Source organism: Candidatus Auribacterota bacterium, assembly GCA_026392035.1.
GTDB lineage: Bacteria > Auribacterota > Tritonobacteria > UBA1439 > UBA1439 > JAPLCX01.
Window position 1 is genome coordinate 18,035 of the sequence record JAPLCX010000080.1, and the last position, 23,833, is coordinate 41,867.

17 protein-coding genes and 1 riboswitch are annotated in these 23,833 nt (G+C 54.8%); of the genes, 4 read left to right on the forward strand and 13 right to left on the reverse strand.

The window, feature by feature from the left end:
• Nucleotides 1-5: 5 nt before the first annotated feature.
• The 6 genes from NTX71_08415 to NTX71_08440 all read right to left on the reverse strand — a co-directional run bounded on the left by NTX71_08415 (nucleotide 6) and on the right by NTX71_08440 (nucleotide 6,336).
• Nucleotides 6-377 (reverse strand): GxxExxY protein, encoded by a 372-nt coding sequence (locus tag NTX71_08415; protein MCX6339927.1) that lies wholly within the window; start codon nucleotides 375-377, stop codon nucleotides 6-8.
• A 36-nt stretch (nucleotides 378-413) separates the two neighbouring features.
• Nucleotides 414-716: a LapA family protein gene (locus tag NTX71_08420; protein MCX6339928.1), complete on the reverse strand. Its 303-nt coding sequence runs from the start codon at nucleotides 714-716 to the stop codon at nucleotides 414-416.
• 138 nt (nucleotides 717-854) lie between these two features.
• Nucleotides 855-2,189 (reverse strand): tRNA (N6-isopentenyl adenosine(37)-C2)-methylthiotransferase MiaB, encoded by a 1,335-nt coding sequence (gene miaB, locus NTX71_08425; GenBank protein MCX6339929.1) that lies wholly within the window; start codon nucleotides 2,187-2,189, stop codon nucleotides 855-857.
• A gap of 88 nt (nucleotides 2,190-2,277) precedes the next feature.
• Nucleotides 2,278-3,438 (reverse strand): ATP-binding protein, encoded by a 1,161-nt coding sequence (locus tag NTX71_08430; GenBank protein MCX6339930.1) that lies wholly within the window; start codon nucleotides 3,436-3,438, stop codon nucleotides 2,278-2,280.
• A gap of 365 nt (nucleotides 3,439-3,803) precedes the next feature.
• On the reverse strand, nucleotides 3,804-5,546 hold the full coding sequence (locus tag NTX71_08435; protein MCX6339931.1) for a PQQ-binding-like beta-propeller repeat protein: 1,743 nt from the start codon (nucleotides 5,544-5,546) through the stop codon (nucleotides 3,804-3,806).
• Between the two features lie 421 nt (nucleotides 5,547-5,967).
• Nucleotides 5,968-6,336, reverse strand: a complete 369-nt coding sequence (locus NTX71_08440) for a hypothetical protein (protein ID MCX6339932.1) — start codon at nucleotides 6,334-6,336, stop codon at nucleotides 5,968-5,970.
• A gap of 128 nt (nucleotides 6,337-6,464) precedes the next feature.
• On the opposite strand from NTX71_08440, the gene NTX71_08445 reads away from it, so the two are divergent.
• A complete protein-coding gene (locus tag NTX71_08445) occupies nucleotides 6,465-7,340 on the forward strand; it encodes an ABC transporter substrate-binding protein (GenBank protein MCX6339933.1) in 876 nt (291 codons plus the stop codon).
• The gene (locus NTX71_08450; GenBank protein MCX6339934.1) at nucleotides 7,333-9,345 is read left to right on the forward strand and encodes a hypothetical protein; all 2,013 of its coding nucleotides are present in this window, start codon (nucleotides 7,333-7,335) and stop codon (nucleotides 9,343-9,345) included. The genes NTX71_08445 and NTX71_08450 overlap by 8 nt, the downstream gene beginning before the upstream one ends.
• Before the next feature lie 184 nt (nucleotides 9,346-9,529).
• On the opposite strand, the gene NTX71_08455 is transcribed toward NTX71_08450, so the two are convergent.
• The 7 genes from NTX71_08455 to NTX71_08485 all read right to left on the reverse strand — a co-directional run bounded on the left by NTX71_08455 (nucleotide 9,530) and on the right by NTX71_08485 (nucleotide 20,707).
• Nucleotides 9,530-10,939, reverse strand: a complete 1,410-nt coding sequence (locus NTX71_08455; GenBank protein MCX6339935.1) for a hypothetical protein — start codon at nucleotides 10,937-10,939, stop codon at nucleotides 9,530-9,532.
• Nucleotides 10,940-11,344: 405 nt separating this feature from the next.
• Complete coding sequence (locus tag NTX71_08460) at nucleotides 11,345-12,397, reverse strand: hypothetical protein (GenBank protein MCX6339936.1); 1,053 nt, start codon at nucleotides 12,395-12,397, stop codon at nucleotides 11,345-11,347.
• Between the two features lie 91 nt (nucleotides 12,398-12,488).
• Nucleotides 12,489-12,571: riboswitch (cyclic di-GMP riboswitch) on the reverse strand.
• A gap of 98 nt (nucleotides 12,572-12,669) precedes the next feature.
• Nucleotides 12,670-13,260 carry a response regulator gene (locus NTX71_08465; protein ID MCX6339937.1) on the reverse strand — a complete coding sequence of 197 codons (591 nt, stop codon included), beginning with the start codon at nucleotides 13,258-13,260 and terminating at the stop codon, nucleotides 12,670-12,672.
• Between the two features lie 13 nt (nucleotides 13,261-13,273).
• Nucleotides 13,274-15,265 (reverse strand): ATP-binding protein, encoded by a 1,992-nt coding sequence (locus tag NTX71_08470; protein ID MCX6339938.1) that lies wholly within the window; start codon nucleotides 15,263-15,265, stop codon nucleotides 13,274-13,276.
• An 11-nt stretch (nucleotides 15,266-15,276) separates the two neighbouring features.
• Nucleotides 15,277-17,142 carry an ATP-binding protein gene (locus NTX71_08475; GenBank protein MCX6339939.1) on the reverse strand — a complete coding sequence of 622 codons (1,866 nt, stop codon included), beginning with the start codon at nucleotides 17,140-17,142 and terminating at the stop codon, nucleotides 15,277-15,279.
• A gap of 687 nt (nucleotides 17,143-17,829) precedes the next feature.
• Nucleotides 17,830-19,062 (reverse strand): beta-ketoacyl-ACP synthase II, encoded by a 1,233-nt coding sequence (locus NTX71_08480; GenBank protein ID MCX6339940.1) that lies wholly within the window; start codon nucleotides 19,060-19,062, stop codon nucleotides 17,830-17,832.
• A gap of 10 nt (nucleotides 19,063-19,072) precedes the next feature.
• On the reverse strand, nucleotides 19,073-20,707 hold the full coding sequence (locus NTX71_08485; GenBank protein ID MCX6339941.1) for a radical SAM protein: 1,635 nt from the start codon (nucleotides 20,705-20,707) through the stop codon (nucleotides 19,073-19,075).
• Between the two features lie 518 nt (nucleotides 20,708-21,225).
• On the opposite strand from NTX71_08485, the gene NTX71_08490 reads away from it, so the two are divergent.
• Together NTX71_08490 and NTX71_08495 are read left to right on the forward strand one after the other, a co-directional pair.
• Nucleotides 21,226-22,500: an outer membrane protein transport protein gene (locus tag NTX71_08490; protein ID MCX6339942.1), complete on the forward strand. Its 1,275-nt coding sequence runs from the start codon at nucleotides 21,226-21,228 to the stop codon at nucleotides 22,498-22,500.
• The gene (locus NTX71_08495; protein MCX6339943.1) at nucleotides 22,490-23,689 is read left to right on the forward strand and encodes a response regulator; all 1,200 of its coding nucleotides are present in this window, start codon (nucleotides 22,490-22,492) and stop codon (nucleotides 23,687-23,689) included. The genes NTX71_08490 and NTX71_08495 overlap by 11 nt, the downstream gene beginning before the upstream one ends.
• The last annotated feature ends 144 nt before the right edge of the window (nucleotides 23,690-23,833 follow it).

Sequence of the window (23,833 nt, forward strand, 5' to 3'; positions counted from 1 at the left end):
GACAATTAAAGAACAAACCTCTTTAGACCCTCTTTCAGTATCGCAACATTGAAATTGATGAGCAGGCCAACCTCAATCTTGGCAAGCTTCATATAGGTTAAAAGCTGAGCCTCATGGATACCCATAATTTCTTCAACACTTTTGATTTCCACTATTAGCTTTTTATCCACAACCATATCAATCCTATAGCCACAGTCGAGCCGTATGCCTTTATATTCTAACGGGAGGGGGACTTGAACCTCAAAAGGGGTATTGCATAGTTCCAATTCACGTGCGAGACACTGCTCATATGCTGACTCCAGAAGACCAGGGCCAAGCGCCCTGTGGACCTCAATAGCGCATCCTATTACTTTTTCAGTCAAATCACTATACTTCACTCCGTGTCCTCCGTGCCTCCGTGGTGGAATTACACTCTATTCTCGTTGTTGTTTTTGCTGTTGTGGCGGTTTTAGGCGGGTGAGCTCCGCCTCGGCATCCTGCGCCCGTTTCCTCAGCCGCAGCACATGCGGCAGGAGCTCGGCGATGGCGATGAGCACTCCGATCAGGATAGAGACGAAGATGATGATGCTGATGGGCGTCCTCCCGATCTGCCAGAACAAGAGGTGCACCCTGGTCTTCTCGTGGAAGTTCTGGATGGCGAACACTATCAGGAAAATAAAAATCACGAGGGCGGCGATCAGTTTGACAATCTCCTTCTCCGGCATCTTGGGACTCATTTCAAGCCACCTCTTTACTGTTTCACCACGGAGCGCACGGAGACTACACGGAGAGCACAGAGAAAACAAAGGATATACATGATTATTTTAATTATCTCCGTGTCCTCTGTGTCTCCTCCGTGCTCTCCGTGGTAAACCTTAAACCGCTTCTCCGATGAGCGTGAGCGGCGTCGCCTCGCGTATGATAACATAAACGAACTTCCCTATCAAATCCCCGCTCCCCTCGAAGACGACGCGCTTATTCGTCCCCGTCCTGCCGAAGAGACGCTCCGGATTCCTCGGGCTGTATCCCTCAACAAGGACCTCAAGCGATGCCCCGAGCAGCTTTTTGTTCTTCTCCATGCCGATCTTCTCCTGGAGTTTCAGGAGTTCCGCGTGGCGCTGTACGACCACAGCCTCCCCGACCTTGGGCTGTAGCTCATACGCTCTCGTTCCCTCACGGTCTGAGTACTTGAATATGAATGCGCTGTCAAAGCCAATCTCATCAAGTGCACGAGCCGTCTGATTGAAATCGTCATCGGTCTCCCCCGGGAAGCCGACCAGTATGTCGGTGCTCAAAGAGATCTCCGGAACGGCTTCTCGTATTTTTTGTGCGAGTCCACGGTATGATTCAAATGTGTACCCCCTATTCATTACTTTGAGGGTTTTGTCGGATCCGGATTGGAGCGGGAGATGGAGATGCTCGCACACCTGGGGAACTTCTGCCATCGCGCGGATGAGTTCGTCGGAGAAGTCCTTCGGGTGCGACGTCATAAACCTGATCCGATCGATTCCTTTGATTGCCGCGACCTCCCGCAGCAGGGCAGAAAAAGAGACGCCCCCCGCGCGATAGCTGTTCACATTCTGACCGAGCAGCATCACTTCACGGCAGCCCTCACGCGCGAGCGATTCCACCTCGGCGAGCACTTCTTTCAACGATCTGCTCACCTCGTGTCCCCGCACGTAGGGGACCACGCAGTAGGCGCAGTAGTTCTCGCAGCCGCGCATGACAGGGACAAAGGCCTTGAGCCTGCTCCTTCTCCTCTTGGGGAGACCGGCGAGACATGGCTCCCTGCTCATGTCAATGTCGATCACCATCCCTCGCCCTTCAGCCGCCCTCGCGACAAGCTCCGGGAGCCGGTTGAACGCGCGCGTACCGCAGATGACCTTCACGTGAGGGCACCTCCGCGCAATCTCTTGTGCTTTCGCCTGGGCCATGCACCCGCAGACGCCGATGATGAGCCCGGGCTCCCGCATCGCGCGCTCGCGAAGTTCGAAGAGCGCCCCCCACACCCTGTCCTCGGCGTGCTGCCGCACCGAGCAGGTGTTCAGGAGAATCACATTGGCTTGCGACTCGTCATCCGTGAGGACCCACCCATCTCTCTCGAACAGACCCGCGATCACCTCGGAATCATACTCGTTCATCTGGCAGCCGTAGGTGCGGAGATGCACTTTACGGGGTGCCGGTTCCAAGGGTCTCTCTTTATCGCTCATGCGGCTATTCTAATAAAAAACGGGAGCGACTGCCCCAACAATAGGGCGATGGCTCCCAAGGAATGCCCTCTCTATGGCGCGGCCGGTGTTATCGCAACGGCGTAAGTTCCTCCAGAATCCTTGGAAAAGACACCGCACGTATCTTTTTGCCGAGCAGGAAAGTATGCTCCCCCGCATGAACAACGTCCAACCGATCCAACTTCAAGTCGGAGAGCGCAATCCGCATCGATGTGGTGATCTGTGGCGCGCTGGTTCGCTTCACTTCAAAGCCCCACCGATGCCGTCCCCTGACCACAAGGAGATCAAGTTCAGCCCCTGCGTGCGTTGCCCAGAAAAAACATTCGTCTGTGTCTGCTTCCAATCGACGAATAATCTCCCCGGCTACAAATCCCTCCCACGATGCCCCCACCTTCGGATTTCCTTCGAGATCCGTCATGTTCCTTAGATTAAGCAATGAGTGCAGCATGCCGCTATCGGCGATATACACCTTGGGCGATTTTACCTGGCGCTTGGAAATATTTTCATGCCATGGGAGCAGTTGTCGAACAACGAGCGCGGACGTAAGCAGATCGAGATAATGCCGGACCGTTGTATCGGCAACCCCGAAGGATCGCGCAAATTCCGAGGCATTCCAGATCTGCCCGTGCCAGTGAGCCAGCATCGTCCAGAAACGACGTAGCGTAACCGAACGGATGTTAATGCCGAGTTGAGGGATATCCCTCTCAAGGAAGGTCCTGATGAATCCGCGGCGCCACTCATCACTTTCAGAGAGAGAGCGGGCAAGGAATGAACGCGGGAATCCGCCCCTCAGCCAAAGCCGGGCTGAGTACTCCATCCCCGTCTCGTCAAGCGAGAAACCTCTCATTTCGTGGTATGCAATTCTGCCCGCGAGTGTCTCAGAACTCTGGCGAAGCAGCTCAGGTGATGCACTCCCAAGGATCAGGAAACGAGCGGGTGTCCCGGGTCGATCGGCTAATACACGCAGAATATTGAAGAGGCCCGGATATCTTTGAATCTCATCAATAACGACAAGACCCCTCAGCGATTTAAGCACCAGCATCGGATCACCGAGTCGCGCCATATCCTCTGGATTTTCAAGATCATAATATGTCGTCGGTCCCCGCGCCTCCGATGCAAGGGAACGCGCGAGGGTGGTTTTTCCCACCTGGCGCGCCCCGACAATTCCCACAACGGGATAACGTCGGAGAAACCCGCGTACAATTTTCAATTCCCTATCGCGTCTTATCATGGTGCCAGTATACCTTGAATATTCTGCGGCAACAACCGAATTTTCAATGAGTGGTTCCAGGAAGTCACTCTGCCCCAGAAGGCGCCCGGCAGACATTGATCCAGACTCCTTTCAGGCGGGCATCTTTGCCGCATTCAACGGCCAGCCGTGTGTGCGGAGGTGCACTTTCCGTGGTTCTTTTATCTTCTGTTCCGCCTCGATCTTCATGAGCTTATTGTAATAAAAAATGGAAGTGCCCGCCCCCATAATGGAGCGGGCACTTCAGGGTTGTTGCTTGGGAATTGCATAACTGGCGCGCGTGGATGTGGACTCAAAAACAGGGGCCCTTTAGAGGCCCCCTGTTTTTGCTAGAAAGACAACCCCGCTCAGTTGACCACCGCCGCGCCCTTCGAAAGCAAGATCACATACTGGGTGCTCGGCGTGAGATCAGAAAGCTTCCTCACCGGCGGCTTCTTGCCCGCCTCTATGACAGCGGTGTAAAAGGTGATCGTCTTCCCCTTCATGGACGCGGGGATTTTGACCGCGGGGCGCACCGTCGTTATGAAATCCTTGGTAAAGCTCTGCACGTTCTTGTAGAGCGGCGTGATTCCCTTCTTGATCTTGCCGTTCAGGTAGATCGTATAGACCCCGGCAGGAGTGTCGGCGAGCATATAGAAGTCGAATGGCGGGGTAATATCCTCAGTCAGCCCCACGTACAGTGAGAAGGTCTGCCCGGTTGTCAGCGGCCCCGGAACAACGACCAGCGGCGGTGTGGGCGTTGCGGTTGGCGTCAGCGTGGGAACCGCCGTCTCCGTTGGAGTGTCCGTAGGCGTACTGGTCGGCGTCTCCGTCGGCGTCTGAGTTGGGGTGTTCGTCGGAGTATGAGTGGGTGTGTCAGTTGGCGTATTGGTCGGCGTGTTTGTCGGAGTATGCGTCGGTGTTCGTGTTGGCGTTCTTGTCGCCGTCTGTGTTGGAGTTACAGTCGGGGTGGATGTTGGCTCCTCCTGGATAATATAGAGGTAACCATCCCACGAGCCAAAACACACCCTCTTATCCGAACCTATCGCGGGTGAGGAATCTATCGTGTGTTCGGTTTTATAACTCCAATCAAGGATCGCGTTTGAATTAATACTATAGAGGCAAGTATCATACGAGCCAACGTATACCTTCCCATCCGAACCTATGGCGGGCGAGGACTCTATAGCGCTTCCAGTTCTATAACTCCAGTCAAGGGTCGCGTTTGAATTGATGCTATATAGATAATCATCCGCGGAGCCGATATAAACCTCTCCATCTGAACCTATCGCGGGTGAGGATATTATGAGGAGCCCGGTTTCATAGCTCCAGCCGAGGGTCGCGTTTGAATTAATGCTATAGAGAGCATTATCCTTCGAGCCAATATACACCCTCCCATCCAAACCTATCACGGGTGAGGAATCTAAGAAGTGCCCGATCATATAACTCCAGTCAAGGGTTGCGTTTGAATTGATGCTATAGAGGTGAAGATCCTTCGAGCCAATATACACCCTCCCATCCAAACCTATCGCGGGTGAGGACATCGCTATGTAGTACCCGGTTTTATAACTCCAATCAAGGCTCGCGTTTGAATTAATACTATAGAGGCAAGTATCATACGAGCCAACGTATACCTTCCCATCCGAACCTATTGCGGGTGAGGAAACTATATCGCTCGTGGTTTCATAACTCCAGCCGAAGGCCCCATTAGAATTAATGCTATAGAGGAAATTATACGGCATGCCAACATATACTGTTCCATCCGAACCTATCGCGGGCGAGGATGTTATGAAGGGCACGCCACCGCCGGCCTGATAACTCCAGTTTAAAGTCGCATCTGCATTAATGCTGTAGAGGTAACCATCATAGGAGCCGACAACTACTTTCCCATCAGGGTCTATCGCGGGCGAAGAATAGCCTATAGCGGCCCCGGTTTCATACGTCCACGCCAGAGCTGGTACTGAGGGGCCGGCATAAGGGCTCTGGCCTGTGTGCTGGAGATTCTGGTGAAACATCGGCCAGGAGCTGGTGGCAAGCTGGGCATGGAGGACTGAATTTGAGAGAAGGATCAAGAGGAAGGATACAATCACACCGACAAGTATTCTTGGTTTCATAACCACTCCTTATAAAAGAAATACCACTGTGGTGAGATTTCGCTACTTGAGCCTATCAAAGATATTGAATATGGTAAAACCCTTTACGAATGAATGACACAACCGACGGTCATTCGTCCTTACCGCATCCATCGGTCATCCGTAGGTGCGGAGGTATATTTTCCGCGGCTCTTTCATCTTCTGTTCCGCCTCGATCTTCACGAGCCTATTGTAATAAAAAATGGAAGTGCCCGCCCCCACAATAGAGCGGGCACTTCCAGAGCACATCCGCCGCCTTTTGCAGCGCACCCTTAAGGGTGCGCTATGGACCATTTAATCGCTTCTACATTACTCGTTCGGTTCCAGTCGTAGCCGACACTTAAATTCTGGCTACTATGGGGGCCTTAAGGCCCCCCTACGCTGTGGATAACTTTACGGTGTCTTATTGACCGGTTTTTGCTTCCTCGGGCAGAGCCTGCGAAGGGACGTTCACCGCGGGGGGCTGAACCTTTGGTGAGGATGCCCCGGATTCGGTCGAAGGGGCTGTTTTCTCTTCTTCCTTCTTACCGCTGGATTTCGCAGGCCTCACTTTGGATCCCGTCTCCTTGACCTTCACACCGGAGCTCGACTCTTTGATCTTGTACTTTTTTCCGCTCTTTTTGACTTTCCATTTGTCGCCGGATTCCTTCACCTTCCTCCATTCGCCTGTTTCTTTGTCCTTCACCCAAAAGGCGTCCTGCGCGGCGACTCTGGCCGATGACAAAACCAGGGCGAACACCCCCCCCACGACACATACGCACGCTCTTTTCATGGAATCCTCCTCTCCCCCGCGGCTGTTGTTATATCATGCCGGTGCCTCCTCAGGCAGGGGCTTTATACGTTGACCCTGACATGCGCTTTGATAGACTCTCAGTAAGTATAGCACATGGGGAGGTTCTTATGAAATATGTCGTCTTTGTCGCGGCGCTGATCGCGTACGTCACAGTGGGTTTCGTCCTCGCTCAGACCCAGCCCGTCGAAAAGGCGGGAGGGCAGGCCCCCTCCTCAGCGGCCACAACAGGCGCTCAATCAAGCTCACCGAACCCCGCCGAGAGAACACTGCGTTTTATTTCAGATTTTTCCTCTCCCCCATTTTCATACAAGGAGGGAATGAAACGCGTCGGCTTCGAAGTTGACCTCGCCGAGGCACTGGGGAAGGAGCTCGGAGCGAAAATTGAGTGGACTGAGATGAACTTCAGCATCAATGCGTACGCGAGTGCGCTCGACATGGGGAAAGCCGATGCGGCCATATCGAGCATTAGCATTACCAACGACAGGAAAGAACAGCTCGCGTTCACTCGCCCCTACTACCGCGCCGGATTTGCCATTGCGGTGAATAAGGACGTTGACTGGGAGCACCAGTGGTTCACCTCGGGGCTCAAGGGATGGAAAATTGGCGTGATGAGAGGGACGACCGGCGAGCAGTGGGCACGGGATAATCTCGATGGCAAAATTGAGACCTACTCATCGGCTGATCGCCTCGGCCAGGCACTCAAGAACTCAAGGGGGGCTTTGAAGAGCGGGAAGGCCGGCTTCTGTATTTTCCACGACGAGACCATCCTGAAGTGGATTCTCTCTGATTACAGCTATCATTACCAGATCCCTGAAAGGAAAATCGCGCGCGAGTACTACGGCATCGCCGTGAGCAAGAACAACACAACACTCCTCTCCGAACTCAACGCGGCGCTGGGCAAGCTCCGCGACAGCGGCGCCTATAAGAAAATCTACCAGAAGTGGTACCGCGAGTCTCAAGACATGCCGATGTTCAATGAATAGCGCGCCCGAGAACCGCATCGCCAGGCATCCGGCAGGTATATTCCGCTCCGCCCTATCTCTGTGCGCAATCGTGTGCCTCGTCTTCTCTGCGGGGTGCACGACGCTCAACATCCAGAAAATACCGCCGCAGGACCTCGTCTATCCCGCCAGGCTCGCGCCCGACGCCCCGCTTGTCCTGGCAATACCCGGCCTGGTGGTGCCGGGCCTGCGCATCACCCAGGATCAGCATTTCGGCCGCCTGCCGGAGATGCTCGCCGCCGAGGGGATCCCCTGCCGCATCCTGGCCTATGACACCCCCGACGACCCCGTGTCCAGGCAAGCCGCCCTTTACTCTCCCGACCATGGCCTCGCGTGGACGCGCGTCGGCCCGGCGATGGCAAGAGAGTTCGAGGCGGAGAACGAGCGCCGCGCCGCGCGCGGCATCCCCCCCGTGAAGAAACTCGTCTTGATCGGGTACAGCCAGGGAGGCGTCCTGCTGAGCCAGATCGCGAACCGCGTCTTTTACACCTTTGCACAGGAGTACGAGGAGGCTGTCAGGGAATTCGGAGGTGAGTGGGCCGCGCTCCAGAAGGACCCCGAGTTCCTGCTCTTTATTAACGTGCTTGACGACAACATCGCGATCAGAAATATCAAGACTCAGTATGAAACGCTTTTCACAGAGAGCCCCTCGCTCAGGAGATTCTATGAGCGCGCGGAGAAGAAGCTTGCCCGGCAGCACGAAGAGTTCCTTCGCTACCTCGTCGACCCGGCGAGCAAGTACCCCGGGGTCAAAAAGTTTGAGGGGATCGAGAGCCCGTACTACCCGAAGCGGTACGAAAAAATAAGGGAGTATGCGGCTGCCCGCGAATCCCGGTCTGAAGCAGAAAAGGAGAAGAACAGGCAGTTTTTCATCACCTACGCGCAGTACCGCGCCCTCCTCAACGTGCAGCCGTATTTCATAATGGCCGCCGCCTCGCTCTTCGGCTCCCCTCAGGCGAACGACACCATCAACATCGTGAAGTGGACGCCGCTCATCCGGCACTTCATCATCGGCAGGGAATACGACCAGATCAAGCAGACGGAGCTCGGGACCGCCCAGCACCTCGAGAGGATAGAGAAGCTCGCCCAGGAATGCAGGGACAAACGCTACCCGATCTCCCCGTCGCAGGCGCTCTTCATTGTCGGCGCGAACGGCAATTCGGGGGACGGAATGGTGGACCAGCCCTCCGCTCACCTCAGCATGCACACCTACACTCGTATGAGGGTGAAGGATGGCGGGGACGGGCGGCTGCAATTGGAGGAGACCGAGCGCGCCACGCTCCCGCCGCTCGCGGTCGCGCCGCTTCGTGTCATGCATTTATCTGAGAAGAAGCTGTGGGGGCTCTCCGGGGCCACGTACGGCGCGGCGTACATGGTGCCGGGGAATCCCGCGTACCCGTACATCCTGAATTTCATCAAGGGGGACTGGGCGGCGATCGAGAGGGACCTGGCCCGCGATGCCGACCTCTTTAAGCAGTTTATGGTCGAGGTCTCATTCAAAGGCGCAAAGATGAACGAGTCCGACGTGCGATGGGAAGACGTGTCGGATAATATCGAGGTGACCGGCCGCTACTTCAATGAGGAAAGCCGCACCCTTGTGTGGACGGGCTATTTCAAGGAAACGGGCGTCCTCGCGGAACTCCAGGAGAAAACGCGCCTGCTGAATTTCACCGACATGGTCCCCGGGGTCCGCGACGTCTTCGGCAAGTCCGGCGCTGAGAGGCCCCACCTCCTGAAGAATCTGCGGAGGCACGCTCACCTCATCAACCCGGCCCCGTTCATCCCGAAATCCGACAAGGTGCTCGGATGGACCGGCCTCGTCGGCGAGGAGATGAAGGCGGGGGAGGGGAGCGTGCGCTTCACCGTGCGCCTGCCGGGCGGCGAAAAAGTTCCCCTCACCTGCGCGGTTCACCCGGGACGCATCAGCTTTGTCATGATCGAGACAGGTCGAGAAACATCTGACGCAGGGCTCCGGGAGAGTAGTTAGGTTCGTTCCTCTCCCAGAGGGGCGATTTGCATATTGCCCTATTCTCCACTGCCATCCCCTTCCCTCATCTTTGCTCTGGACAGGCTCCGTCTCCGGCGATGGATATTAAACCAATGGGAAACGAGGGCGGCATTATAACCGCTGTGCCGCCCTCGATCTTAGGCTGAGAGCTATCGCCGTGTGCTCACTGCGAAACAGTTCTTGCGCTCTTGCCCAAGAAGATGACGTTGGCGGTCTTTGGCGTCAGTTGTGACGGGCTTGAAACGGGGGGAAGCTTGCCCGTCTTGACCGCGCACGCGTAGAGTGTCAGCGTCTTCCCGGCCATCGCTGCGGGGATACGCACGCGGGGAGTGATCGTCGTGGAAAATCCCGCTGAGCGGCGGGGGACATTCCTGGAGAGCGCCTTGATCCCCTTCTTCATCGCCCCGTTCAGGCGGATCGTATAGATTCCGGCCGGGCCCGCGTCCGCGAGGATGTAAAAATCAAACGGCTCCGTGATATCCTCGTTCAGCTTGAGATCGAGCGTGAAGGTCTGGCCAGCCTTCAGCGCGCTCGGCGTGATGGAGAGGGGCGACACCCCCGCCGATCCCCCTATCGCCACGTCCTTCGGCGAAGCGAACGTGTACGTGAGGACCGCGCTCATGCCCTTCTCGCCGCCCCAATTCGTGGCATTCTGATCCACTGTCGCAGATGCCTTCCCCTGATCTATGTACGCGCTGAGCTGCGCCTTGTCTGTCGTCCCGAAGAACGCCTGGAGCGACGCGTCCGGCACGTAGAGGTAGGCGATCCGCGACTGGCCGGTGGGGCCGTAGATGGTGAGGCCACATTTGGCGTCCGGGCTGCCCAGCGTGCCGCCGTTCCCGAGGATTGCCGCGCTTGAATCAAGGCCGGGGAGGAGCGGGAATATGTCGCCCACCCAGGCATCTGTCTGGCAGATCAGCTTGAGCGGGGTGGCGCCGAACTTCGTCTGGTCGGTCACCAGCATGACGCCGATGATCGAGTTGAACGCATCACCCGCTTGGCTGGTGGTGTTTAAAGTATTTGATCTGACAACCAGCGTCCCGGTTCCCGTTGCATCGTATGTCACCACCGGCTCGGCCCCGCCTATTATCCCGACCACGTGAGGCACCAGGCCGTCCATGTCAATGGTGAATTCAACAGAGGTGCCTGCCGGGATGCCAGCATCGGCGAGCGAGATAAACTTTTTATTCACCGGCCCCTGCGCCTCGCCGAGGATCTGCGTGTTTGCGTTGGTGGGCATGTTCTGACCAATAATCGTGGGGTCTGCCGCTATATCTGCGAAATCTTGATCACTGAGCTGAACCAGACAAGTTCCCCAGCCGTCAATATCGCCCTCCATCGGGGCAGGCGCGGCGGGAGGAAGGCCGTAAGGGGGCGAACCAGAGTTCACATCCCCAATTTTCTGGCCGGGCATCACCCAAATCGTCCCGGCAGTATCGACCTCGTCGTGACCCACCGCGAGATAATGATTCGCCGCCACTGCCGTACCGAGCCCCACCTTCGTCACCTTGGGGCCCGCCCACACCGTGCTCACCGCGCACAACACGACCGCAACCGCCAGCAACCATTTCATCACGCAGCCTCCTTTTCTGTATCTGCTCCGTTCGTATAACTACACGTTAAGGATAGCTCACTTCTGATTTGATGTCAAACATATTATCATTACCAAATTTCCCTGATGATGCGGCAATATGTGCTGCCCTTCCCCAAATTCCAACAGTCAATTCATACTCTTGTCACAACAGAAAATGGCCATTTTCACGCAGGATTCAGGTTAAGTCTCTGCTATGGGAAAAGATAGGCAAAAGCCTGCACATCTTAATATATCTATCGCCGCAAGCGACAGTGCAAGTTTTAATCTTTTTACCTACGCCTCCTTATAAGGCTCAGAAAATACGCTATTAATTAACTGGCGGGGAAGAAATTGCAAAGAGTGTCCCTTCTCCTCGCTAGGATGGGCGGTGTTAATCTTCCGTAGTTATCTGACCATTACTTCTGCTGTATCCGCATAGCCGGGTATGCAGTTTTGCACGCCCCTCGGGACCGTCATGGCAGGTACAATGCCGACAATCACTGAATAGTTTCCCGGGGCGCGCGCCATGAGAGACGGACTCGAAAAGAGACGCCTGGTCAATACTGTTTTTATGCCCTCGATATGAGTAACATATACCCGAGCTCCTGGGCAAAGCCCGCGTGTAGTGCCGGCGATTAGTGAGTAGTACTCACCTCCGGGAGCTTTTATCACCGCCCACACGTCGATAAGCCGCTGTAGTGGCTGCACGGTTACATCAATAGCAACAGCCTGCCCGCACAGCAGTTCGCTGCTGCTCACGTTCACTTTCAGAAGAGGCGTCGCAGTAGGAGCGGGGTCCGGGGTAACACCTGGGAGCAGATCGCCACCCTCTTTGACAAGCGTGACAGAACCATCGACAACGGTATAATCCCAGTAGTGTCTGAATATGCACCCCGCGGGGCAATCTCCCCATCCAAAGTTGAACTCGTAGTGCGGTATGAAGACCCTGATACGTGAGCCATCGCCGGCAATGTAGGCGGGCTCCACGCGGCTTACCCCATCCGCTTCCCCATAGTAAACGGCCAGCACGCTGGGATGATAGGGCTGTGTAAATCGCAACACCAAGCAAGTATCGTATGGAACTATCTTCACAGGACCATACTCAACGTTCAGCACATCGAGACCGTGATATTCTCCTTTTTTATACTGATCCATCGCCTCTGGTGTCAAGGTGACCTCAAGCTCGCCAGGTGTCCATGGCGGCATGTGAGTGACCATATTCATATCCGGATAGGCGAGCCGAATCGCAGCAAGGTCGGCGTGTATTTGATTATAGAGATCCTCAGGTGGAAGCAACTCCCCCGAGGTCTCCAAAGCCAGAACCGCCGCTTCCTGATCAGGAAATTCCACCGATGTCGATAGGGAGGCTGGTGCCTGACTGTTACCCAATGCCGTGATAACGAATGCGCCGATAATTGATATAATTGCGAGTATTGTGGCCCTAGTCATAGTCGCCATTTCAATTAACCGTGTTGACTCACCTCACCCCGGGGCATATCCCAGCGGACAGAAAAAAACCGGCCTGCCGGATGTACTTTTACTTCCGTACTTCGGCAGCCCGGCTGTCCCTACCTACTTCAAGGATCCTCGGCTTTGCGCCACCGCCTTACAGCGGCTTTGCCTTTATCGGTACGCGTTCCCTATATGCAGAAATTATCTCACCATTTTGATCGGATGTTTACTTTTTTTGTAACTGTTCAGGAGCCAGAATTCAGTAGTTATGGTAAAACTTATGACGATTTTCTGGGCCTGCCTTTGCCCTTTTCAGGCAAGATTCCCAGGATGTCCATCCGGTATTTGAGCTTCCTCCGGCTGATCTTAAGCCTCTGCGCAGCCCTTGTCTGGTTCCAGTGGCATTTCTCCAGCGCGTCAAGAATAAGCCGCCTCTTGAGATCATGTTCTGCGGCCTCCAGGGAATGAACGCGGACGGGCGCGGGCAACGACGGATCGGGCTCATCCCCCTTCTTTCGTGGCCGCACAATCCGCTCCACCAGACGCCGGAGCTCATCCGCGTCGAAGGGCTTGACAAGGTAGTCAGCCGCCCCGAGCTTCATCGCCTTCACCGCCATCCTTATATCCTTAACGGCAGTCAGTATCACCACCTCCGCCCCGCTCTTCTTTCTAATTTCCTTGATGACGGTCAACCCGTCGAGGCCGGGCATGAGTATGTCGAGGAAGACCAGGTCGATCTCATCCTCCCCGATCGCCTTTATGGCCTCCTGTCCGCTGGCGGCGAGGCGGACATTGTAGGAATCTTCGAGTATTACCCGCACCGATTCACGCGTGCCGCGTTCGTCATCCACGATAAGAATTGTTTTCATCAGCGCTTCGATCCTACTCCTGGCCCGCACCTTCAATCGGGATCGCCACCCTGATCACGCTCCCCTTCCCGGGAGCACTGTCCACCCCGATCGATCCCTGATGATCCATCACGATCCGCCTCGCGATGGCGAGGCCGAGCCCCATGCCTCTCGTCTTCGAGGTGGCAAAGGGGGTGAATATGGCGCCGAGCTCCTCCTCCGTCATCCCCCCACCGTTATCTTTGAACAGAACCTCCACCGCGCCGTTCTGGCCGTGCACCGCCTGCGTCAGGGCCGTTGAAATGGTGATGGTCCCCTTGTCGGCGATCGCATCGGCCGCGTTGTCAATGATGTTCGCGAACGCCTCGGAGAGGAGGGCCGAATCGACACGCGCCGCGAGCGGTTCCTTCGCGAAATTTTTAATCACCTTGGCATTTTTGGCGCTGAGCTTGACCCTCTCGAAGTTCAGCGCGTCTTCGATAACCTTGTGGATGTGCGTGGATTTTAGTTGAACCGGCGGTGAGTCGGCGAACTTCGTGAGCTGGGTGATGATATCGTTCAGACGCTCGATCTCGCCGTTCACCACTTTAAAGAATTCCTCTCTGAACTCCTTATCTTTGTATCTTTGGGGCAGGAGCTGCGCGAAGGTCTTGATCGGGACGAGGGGGTTCTTCACCTCGTGCGCGAGCCTGCTGGCAACCTTGGCCCAGAACTCGATCCGCTCAAAGTCCTTCTCCTTCTCCTTCATCTTTTTGATCGCCGAGAGATCGGCGAAGACCATGATGGCGCCGGCGGTGTGCCCCTCGTCATCCCGCATCTCGGAGGTGCTCACGCCGAGCGGCTTCTTGTTCACGGGCGAGACGATCTCGTGGCGCGTATACACGACCTCTCCCTTCAGCGTCCTGAGCATGAGGTCCGCAAACACCGAGCCCAATTTTTCCACCTTCTGACCCACCATCTCCGCCCGCGTGCACCCGAGGATCTCCTCCGCCGCGGCATTGAACAGGGTGATGATTCCCTTGGAATCTATCGTGACGATGCCGCTCCTGAGGTAGTTCAGCACCTGTTCGTTATGGGCGCGGCTTCTCGCGATGTCCCTGTAGAGCAGCGCATTCTCCACCGCCATCGCGAGGTAGGTCGTGAGGATGGAGAGGAGCTCCAGGTCGGTGTCGCCATACTGCCTCCCCGTCACCTTGCTCCCCAGCACAAGCATGCCGATGAGCTTTCCCTTGGCAAACAGTCCCGAGATGATCTCCGCGTCAAGTAACGAGGCCTGCTGATAGAGTTCGAACTGGTCCCCACCCGTCATCTCCCTGGTGAGCAGCAACTGGTTATGCCTCGAGAGCCATACCGGGAGCAGGTCAGATGGCTCAAGGGTATGTGTGGTGATAAGTTCCTGGAGATAGCCGCTGGAGGCGACCGGTATGTACTTACCGCCCCTCTGGTCGAAGAGAAATATCGCCGCCCTGCCCGCGCCGAATGTTTCGATGAGGCTCTCGACTGCGAGGTCGAGGAGCTTCTTGTGATCGAACACCTGCGAGATGGCTTTTGAGAAACGCCGCACGAGCTCGTGGTAAAAACGGGAGGGATCGGACTCTCGTTCGGGGCCCGCAGCCTCGGGCGGCCGCTGCCCCGTGGTTTTTAAAAATTCTATCTCGTGGAGGAGCTCCTTCCGCTCCATCGCCCGCTCCACCAGGTCGCGAATCACCCGCCGGTCAAACGGCTTCTCCAGCACGACATACGCGCCGGCCTCCCTCACCTCATCCACCAACGACGCATGAATCGAGGGGACGAGGACGATGACCGGCAACGACGTCTGCGCCTGGAGGAGTTTCCTCACTGCCTCCGCGGTATCACGATCTTTGACACAGGAGTCAAGGATGACAAAGTCAACGTGACCGGTTGCCACTTCCTTGATCCCCTGGTGGGTCGTCGCTGCCTTCAGCAGATGTGCAACGCCGGAGAGCACAATATCCAGCGTTTCAACCAGCGACTTTTCGTTTGAAATAACCATCCCGCACTTCATTTCGTTCACCCCTATTTTGCAGAAACCGTTGATTCATGCGGCAACATGGGCATCGTAATTGAAAACGTCGTCCCCTCCCCCACCATACTTTTCACATCGATGATCCCGCCGTGCTCCTTGATGATGCTGTGCGCGATGGCGAGGCCGAGGCCCGCCCCTGATTCCTTCGTGGTGAAAAACGGGTCAAAGAGGTGGGGGAGGTCTTTCGGATCGATCCCCTTGCCGGTATCTGATATCTCGATGAGCACGCAGTCCTGGGCCCAGAGCCGGTGGAGCCTCCTCACGAGCCCCTCCCCGCGCGCGGCAGCCGCAGCCGCCTCGGTGGCCCTCCGAATCCTCGCCGAGACCGTGAGAATTCCCTTTTCCCCCATCGCCTGGAGGGAGTTGATGATGATATTCAACAGCACCTGCTTGAGCTGGTCTCCGTCGGCCATGATCATCAGCGGCAGTTTCTCGATTTCTTTCTTCACCTCTATATTCTGCTCGGTGGTCTTGCTCTTCAGGAGGAAAAGCGTATTCTCAAGAATCTCGCATATATCTGTTTTTCTGAACGAGGGCAGCGAGGGACGGGCGAAATTGAGGAGCTGCTCGACGAGGGAGTTGATCCTGTCCACCTCCTGGTTCGCCAACTTTGAAAAGTTCTCTCTGAATTCCCGGTCGCTGTATTTTTCCGGCAGAAGCTGCGTGAACGTTTTCAAAGCGACCAGCGGGTTCTTGATCTCGTGGGCCATCCCCGCCGCGAGCGTGCCGAGGGAGGCGAGCCTGTCGGCGCGGCGCATCTCCGTCTCGAGTATCTTCCTCTCCGTGAGGTCCGAGAACACGATGAGGGCCCCGAGCGTCTTGCCGTCGTAGCTATTGAATATCGATGAGCTCACCGCGAGCGGCAGGTCTTTGTCCGTGTCCGTCTTGAGCACCACCTCCTCCGCGCTCACGCTCACCCTGTTCTTCAGCGTGTCGAGAAGTACATCTCTGAGCTCCGGGGCGAGGAGGTTGAGGTCAGCGCTGAGTGCGCGCTCGGCGCTCAACCCGAGCATCTTCTCCGCCCTCGCGTTGAACGCGGTGATCCTCCCGCTCAGGTCTATGGCAACGATTCCGCTCGTCAGGTTATTGAGGAGGATCTCCTGGTATATCTTGCTCTCCTCCACCTTGGTGTAGAGCTGGGCGTTTTCAATGGCAACGGCGATGTGATGGGAGAGGGTGTTGAACATTTCTATGTCCTCGAGCGTGAATGTCTCACCCGTCTCCTTGCTCCCGAGGAAAAGCAATCCCGTCAGTACGTCCTTTGAAAAGATGGGGATGCATATATCGGCTTTCACATTCCCGAGCAATGCGACGATCGCGCCCGTCTCCTGAGACTGGGGCAGCCGCTCGAGCTGCTCTCTGAGTATGAGGTCACGCCTCCACATGAGCTTCCTTATGAGCGGACTGTCCAGTGCGATCGCCGTGTGACTCGAGGCGGTATTGTTATTTCCATGATGGGCCATCGCAATAAACGCCTTGCCGGGGTACTGCGGGAGATAAATAGAGCCGCGCTCCACACCCATGGCCTTCGTGATCACCCTGAGGATAAGCGAGAGCAGTTCCTCGAGGCTGTAGATCGAGGTGAGTATTCTGCTCAGGTCACTGAGAATCTTGCGATGGTCGTATCTTTTCTTGAAAAGTGTTTTATCAATGAATGCCTGGATGCCTTCCTTGACCGGCGCAAACGCAAACGCAATCAGGAGGGCAGCCACCATTGCCGGGATCAACGTCTGCAGCCCCATGATGCCGCCGAAGAGCCAGTTTGATCCCAGCACGATCCCGATATAGCTTACCGTAATGGACGCGGTGAGCAACGCATAGAGCGTCGTGCGCTTGATAACGATCGTGATGTCCATGAGGTGAAATTTCGCGATCGCATAGGTAATGAAGCATATCCACACAAGGCCGAAGACCGGGGCAAGGCTAGCTACATGGGTGGCAACAAGACCTAAGAGGGGAGCGATTAAACCTGCAGAGATAGCCAATACCGCAAAGATCAGTGAACCAAAAAATACGTATTGAAATTGGAGTCTTTGAAAACCGACGTGTTTTCTCGCATTGGCAGCCAGATAATGAAGTATATATCCAAAAGATAGCGAGTAGTACATGAGGAAGATAACGAGCCATGAGCTGTACCGGACAGAGAGCTCTCCTCTCTCACTCACACCGTGACCGGGTATCAGCAGCGGAGTTAATGCGATAAAAGCAAGGCAAAGGGCAAGTGCGTAAACTACGGCAAGCCTTCTAAGCGGCGGGATCTTTTTCTGAGAGAGCGTAGTCGAGAATAACAACAAATTGGGAGCGAGGAATACGCTCACGGCGAAGGACATCCGCCCCCAGAAAAGATACGATTCAGGACGTGTACTGACGATGATCATCAAAACCACAAATGTCCATAGGGCCTGGTTGGAGAAAAATATAAAACAGGTCTTATTAATTATACTTGTCCTGTTTCGGAGGTACGCGAATGTCCCCAGGCAGAGGGCGGATGTAAGGCTGATGAGCAATAGGTACTTTTCAAAATGCACTAAATCCATATGGCACTATAGAGCTCTTGGTTTTCCTATGATGAGAACTGAATGCGTACCACCCACGCTGTGGGAATTCATGAGAATTGTAGTGACCCTATTACATCTCGCGCTATTGGGAACATAATCCAGGTCGCATCGGGAGTCAGGATGTTCGTAATTTATCGTGGGGGGGATAACATTATCGACAAGAGTAAGGCATGACGCTATAAGCTGGAGACCCGGGGCGGGCGCAAGGGATTGTCCCGTCATAGACTTAATGGAGCTGATCGGAATTCGGTAGGCATACTCACCCAACGCCAACTTGAAGCCGTTTGTCTCGCTTATATCGTAGTCTATCATCGAGTTGCCATGGGCATTGATGTAATCTATATCGCACGGATTGAGATTCGCATTTTTGAGCGCACGCGCAATCGCTTCTGCGATGCTCTTCCCGGACATTTCGACAGTCACCGACTGGCCCGCTTCTGAAACTGATGCGAACCCGAGTATCTCTCCATATATCGTCGCTCCCCTATCTTGTGCATGAGTTAATTCTTCGAGGACGACCGCCGCACCTCCCTCGCTGAGCACCATTCCATCTCTTTCAGCATCATACGGTCTCGATGCTTTTGCAGGATCATTATTGCGCTTTGAAAGAACTCTCACAGCGCAAAATGTGGCAAAAGTGAAGGGAAAAATCGGCGCGTCAGAAGCTCCAACGATGACCATGTCGGCACTTCCTTTACTGATCTGATTCCACGCCCAGTTAACCCCATCAATCGCCGTGGAGCAGCCCGATGAGATGGTAGTGATAGGGCCCTTTATGGCTAATTCAATGGGAACATACGACGTTGCCATGTGGGCTGTGTACTCAACACAGGTGAGGGGGCTAATGGTTCTTAATCCCTTTTGGAAAAAAAGAGGTATGTGTTTCTCACCAACATCTCCTATCCCGAGAGAAGAGGAACCCATACATACACCAATCCGGTACGGATCGGTACCGTTGAGCTGTATGCGAGCATCATCAAACGCGAGCCTGGCCGCCGCCACCGACAGCTGTGCAAAACGTGCGGCGGAAGAGGCTGTCTTCTTGGTCATGAATTCCCCAGGGGAAAAACCCTTAACCTCACCGGCGATCCTGCTCGGATATGACGAGGCATCAAATCGCGTCACCTCCGTGATCCCCGACCGGCCATGGACAAGGGAATCCCAGAACGCCTCCTTGCCAATGCCCACCGGAGACACGGGGCCGAGGCCGGTGATCACCACGCGCTTTTTATTGTTTCTGCTGAGTTGCATAGATATATTCCCGCAACGGCTTCCTGGTCACAGCGTTATTAATCTTCTTATTGAGGTCATGTGCCTTCTCCCAATCGCCGGAGAAAAATATGCCCATGATGTGGTTCATAAAATATCGCTCTCTCCCTCTAAACCCTGCACGATCCGCCATCAAAAGGAGGTCGTCAGACATGCCCACCAGAAATCCCTCCTTTCTCAATGCACGCGAGAAATCAGACGTCATCCGTGTATATGCCCTGAATTTCCTCCCATTCAATGTGTAGGGGAGCACGTTCCAGAATCGTGGAGGGAACAGCCACTTGATCTTGTAGTCCATATTATTTTCAATCCAGTATTTGTCAGTAATCCTGAAGCCAAATTTCTTGGGGTCCTCCGCCCATGCAGTTGTCGGCGTCACTATGGGGAACGTCACGATAACAGAATCGGGCAGGACGGACTTAAGCAACGCCACTGTTTCATGTCTGGATTTCTCGCTCTCAAAGGGAGCCGGGAAAATAATGCTCGCTATTGTAAAGATGCCGCTCTCCCTGCTCTCCCTCAGAACCTTTCTGGCGTCACTGACCGTAAATCTCTTCCCTATGCCCGCTTTGAGAATTTCTTCGCTCCCGGATTCCAGACCAAAAAATATAGCGCGGCACCCTGAAGCCTCCAGGGCCGCGAAATGCTCGCCCCTCGACATGAGTATATTGCCGAACATTGAATAGTCTATACCGAGCTGCTTCTGAATAATCAGATCTGCTATTCTCTTTGCAAACAATGTGGGTGTGGCTGAACCCGCGTAACGAAAAGCGCTAAACGAATAGGCATTCATCAGGTGTTCAATTTCATCAACGAACCTTTCGGGGGTCTTCATCCGAAGCTTTTTGCCGCTCTTATTGGGGTGCGGACAGAAGTAACACCCGCAGAAACAGCCCCTGGACTCATCCACGGTAACGATCTTCATTTTCTGATCATCTTCCAGGGACGGATAGATGCCGTGGTCGTAACTCGGATAAGGCAAGTCGTCGAGCTTCGCAATCCATTTCGGCTCGGTAGTTTCTACAGCACCATTATCCCTGTAGATCAAATTGGGAATCCCTTTGAGCGAGCGTTTTACCTCTAGGCATTCGGCCAGCTTTACTATCGTCTCTTCCCCCTCGGCATAGGTAAGCACATCGAAGGCACCATTCTTCTCGATGACGAGTTGCCTGAATATATCCACGTGGGGCCCCCCTGCAATGAGGGGAAGGGCAGGGAATGTCTTCTTTATGGCGTGTGCAATTTGAGCACTGCCGGAATACCCATCTCCTGTCCAGAGCTTGAATCCGACGAAGTCGGGCCTGAAATCTCTGATTTTATGGCATATCTCCTGCGCTATATTGTGTACTTCTCTGCGCTGATGCCTGATCAGATTCCAATCCAGATATTTCAGGAACAGCATATCCCTGTAGGTGGGCTTGTAATCACCGTTGGAATCACCAAACACCCTCTCGCAGAAGAGGGCAGCCTTCCGGGAGAGCCGGGCAGGATAGAGCCTCCTCATCGTATCCACAGTGCCGTAGTCGAGAATCAGGGTTTGATGGCCTGTCTGTGTGAGGGCTCCGGCGAGATTGGCAAGGCCGTTGTCAGGCATAAGGCTGCTCGGGGTAAAGGGATACCCCGCGTAGCTTATGAGGATGCTCCGTGTAGGCATAAAACGTGCCCGTAATTTTGTACATTTTTGCACAACGGCATTATTTTGTCAAGCATTAATTTGTACAATTATGCGCATATATCTAAGTGTCGGCTACATGTCATTAAAAAAATAATTGTCATTTTTTTGTGGAATTATTTTTGCGCTTTCGGTATGCTTTCACAAAACCCCAGTATATTGACTGATTTTGTAGCGTACACTCTTTGTCGGCAGTTTTGAGATGTCGAAACAGTAGAAGAGAACGCGTGCTTCATATTGTTTTCCCTTGAGGAAAAATTGAGCACAAAATCGTCAGCTTCGTCCATTCGGTTATGTTTCAGATATACACGTAATCCTTACCCATACCCCCTACTCTCTAGACGCAAGAATACTCCATCACATACGTGCTCTCCCTTGCACGATCTAATTCTCGCATCGGGAGCTTCCCCTGACTGCTCTTTACCCCAAGGAGAAAGACGATGCGTATCGTGAATAAAAAACAAGTTCCGTTTCACGTAACCTTCGTCATCGCACTCGCCATTCCGGCTATCGCTTCTTCGCAGGCGTTCAGAAACCCCCCCCAGGACGCACGGGCGGCCGGTATGGGCAACGCATTCACCGCGAGGGCTGACAACGCTTCAGCCGTATATTACAACCCTGCCGGTATTGCTTTCCTGGAGAGCCCCATCTCGGTAACGGGCAACCTGAGCATCATCAACCCTCGCTATAAGAATACGACGCAGGAGTTCAGAACGGAAAAAAGGGATTTCTATATACCTGACGGTTTTATCGCAACAAACCTCTTTAACAAATATCTCTCATTCGGCTATGGTGCGTTCTCCGAGTATGGCCTCGGTAATTCCTATCCCAAAGACTCCCCCGCCGCCCCTCTCGCGTACTTTTCCTCACTGCAAACAGTGGACAACAGATTCACATGGGCCCTCAGAGCACCAAAGCCCCTCGACTGGGTGGCCGTCGGCGGCGGTTTTGATCTGCTCTACGGGCAGACACGTACAAAAGCGGTCACCGATTTCGGCGCGCTTACCACCGGTCTTCCCACCGGGCAACTTGGTCGGGCCCGGTTTTCCGCGGACGGCCACGCGTTCGGCTGGCACCTCGGCGCGCTCGTCAAGGCGAAACGGATGCACTCTGCGGGCATAAGCTTCGCGAGCCAGATGGACATCAACCAGCGCGGGAATTTCAGGCTCGCGGGAATCCCATCCTCCATCTCTCCGGTCCCCGAGTTCTCCTTCCCCGCGACAACAAAATTCGTCCTCCCGGCGAAGTTAACGGCGGCATACAACTTCAAACCGGTGGAATGGTTCCAGGTCGAGTGCGACCTCACCTGGCTCAAGTTCAGCAAGTTCAAGAACGTGGCGATCAACATAGATGACCCGACCGGGTTTGTACCGAGTCAAACAATTAACTTCGACTTCACCAACAGCTGGATCTGGGCGCTGGGTGCCGAGCTCGGGCCCTTCAAGGGATTCTCGCTCAGGAGCGGCTGGTCCTATATTCAAACGCCCGTGCCGGGGAGCGCCTTCAACTCGATGATTCCCGACAGCGACCGGAATGTCGCCTCCGTCGGACTGGGGTACAAATACAAGAACATATCGCTCGACGTATGCTACGCCGCGGTCGTCGTCAATAAGCGGAAGGTGAACAACTCCGTGGGGTTCCCTTTCACCTCGATCAACGGCACATGGAAGGGCTTCATCAATCAGATCTTGATGGGGGCAAGCTATGCGCTCTAGCGCCACGGGGCGGTCCCTTTCAGCACGTCCCGCCGTCGGGAGGCCGCGGATTCTCGTCGTCGACGATGAGATGGGCCCCCGAGAGAGCCTGCGGATGATCCTGAAGGATCAGTACGAGCTCATCCTTGTTGAGTGCGGAAAGGAAGGGGTCGAGAAGATGAAGGGGGGCGGCATCGACCTCGTCCTCCTCGACCTCAAGATGAAGAAGATGAGCGGGATAGAAGCCCTCGAGAAGATGAAGGAGATTGATCCATCCGTCAGCGTGGTGATTCTGACGGGGTACGGGACGCTCGATACCGCGCAGAGAGCCATCCGCCTCGGCGCCGCAGACTATGTGAGCAAACCGTTCGATGTCGTGGAACTCACGAAAACGGTGCGGAAGATCTTGGAAAAGCGGAGCGAGGGAGCGGAGAAGGAACAGATGCTGGAAAAGCTCAAGACCCTGAACCGCAATCTCGAGGACCAGAGCACCTCGTTCAAGAAGCTCATATCCTCCCAGAAGCTCTACAGCTCCTTCTTCCACGAGATCTGCAACCCCCTTACCTCCATCCTGGGCTACGTTCAGATCCTCCTCATGGAGCTCGAGAAGAAAAAAGGGTTCGCCGATGAGGATCGGGAGCGCGCGCAGAAGTATCTCCATATCATTGAGAACGAGCTGGACAGGTGCCGCCTCCTCTTCAGGAGCTTTACGAGCAACGCGAAGAGCGGCAAAGAGGATACGAAACCCTCAAGCCTTAAAATGGTGATCGAGGAAACCTTTCTCCTTCTCAGACCGCAGATGGAGCTCAAGGGAATACGCATTAAAGAGGAATTTGACGCGCCCGATTCCAGTGTTTTGCTTGAAGACGGCCAGCTGAAGCAGGTGCTCCTGAACCTCTGTATCAACGCAATGCACGCCATGGGCAAGGGCGGCACGCTGAGCGTGAGCGCGCGGCAGAACGCCAAAGGGACGGTTGCGATCGAGGTGGCGGATACCGGCTGCGGAATGGATGAAGAAACCCTCCGGAAGGCATGGCAGCCCTTCTACACCACAAAAGACCCGGCCACCGGCAGCGGCCTCGGCCTCGCGATATCAAAGGGGATAGTTGAAAAAATGGGGGGGAGCATCGGGCTTGAGAGCAAAAAGGGTGTGGGAACGCGGGTGACGATCACGATCCCCTCTCAACGCACACCTTCCTGCGATAACTAGTCTTACTTAGGGTCTCCTGAAAAAGTCTAAAAATATATATAATATCATACAAGGCAAGTAGATATGATGTACAATGCTCTCCAGAATGATGGATAAAATGCACGGGAATTCGGGACAGGTGCCCGAAACCCGTGCAGTTATACA

Bases quoted from the DNA above. Each gene is read 5' to 3' on its own strand.
- NTX71_08445 (MCX6339933.1), top strand. From the start codon at position 6,465: ATGAAATATGTCGTCTTTGTCGCGGCGCTGATCGCGTACGTCACAGTG.
- NTX71_08490 (MCX6339942.1), top strand. From the start codon at position 21,226: ATGCGTATCGTGAATAAAAAACAAGTTCCGTTTCACGTAACCTTCGTC.
- NTX71_08435 (MCX6339931.1), bottom strand. From the start codon at position 5,546: ATGAAACCAAGAATACTTGTCGGTGTGATTGTATCCTTCCTCTTGATC.
- NTX71_08440 (MCX6339932.1), bottom strand. From the start codon at position 6,336: ATGAAAAGAGCGTGCGTATGTGTCGTGGGGGGGGTGTTCGCCCTGGTT.
- NTX71_08430 (MCX6339930.1), bottom strand. From the start codon at position 3,438: ATGATAAGACGCGATAGGGAATTGAAAATTGTACGCGGGTTTCTCCGA.
- miaB (MCX6339929.1), bottom strand. From the start codon at position 2,189: ATGAGCGATAAAGAGAGACCCTTGGAACCGGCACCCCGTAAAGTGCAT.
- NTX71_08470 (MCX6339938.1), bottom strand. From the start codon at position 15,265: ATGAAGTGCGGGATGGTTATTTCAAACGAAAAGTCGCTGGTTGAAACG.
- NTX71_08460 (MCX6339936.1), bottom strand. From the start codon at position 12,397: ATGGCGACTATGACTAGGGCCACAATACTCGCAATTATATCAATTATC.
- NTX71_08455 (MCX6339935.1), bottom strand. From the start codon at position 10,939: ATGAAATGGTTGCTGGCGGTTGCGGTCGTGTTGTGCGCGGTGAGCACG.
- NTX71_08465 (MCX6339937.1), bottom strand. From the start codon at position 13,260: ATGAAAACAATTCTTATCGTGGATGACGAACGCGGCACGCGTGAATCG.
- NTX71_08475 (MCX6339939.1), bottom strand. From the start codon at position 17,142: ATGGACATCACGATCGTTATCAAGCGCACGACGCTCTATGCGTTGCTC.
- NTX71_08485 (MCX6339941.1), bottom strand. From the start codon at position 20,707: ATGCCTGACAACGGCCTTGCCAATCTCGCCGGAGCCCTCACACAGACA.
- NTX71_08420 (MCX6339928.1), bottom strand. From the start codon at position 716: ATGAGTCCCAAGATGCCGGAGAAGGAGATTGTCAAACTGATCGCCGCC.
- NTX71_08495 (MCX6339943.1), top strand. From the start codon at position 22,490: ATGCGCTCTAGCGCCACGGGGCGGTCCCTTTCAGCACGTCCCGCCGTC.
- NTX71_08450 (MCX6339934.1), top strand. From the start codon at position 7,333: ATGAATAGCGCGCCCGAGAACCGCATCGCCAGGCATCCGGCAGGTATA.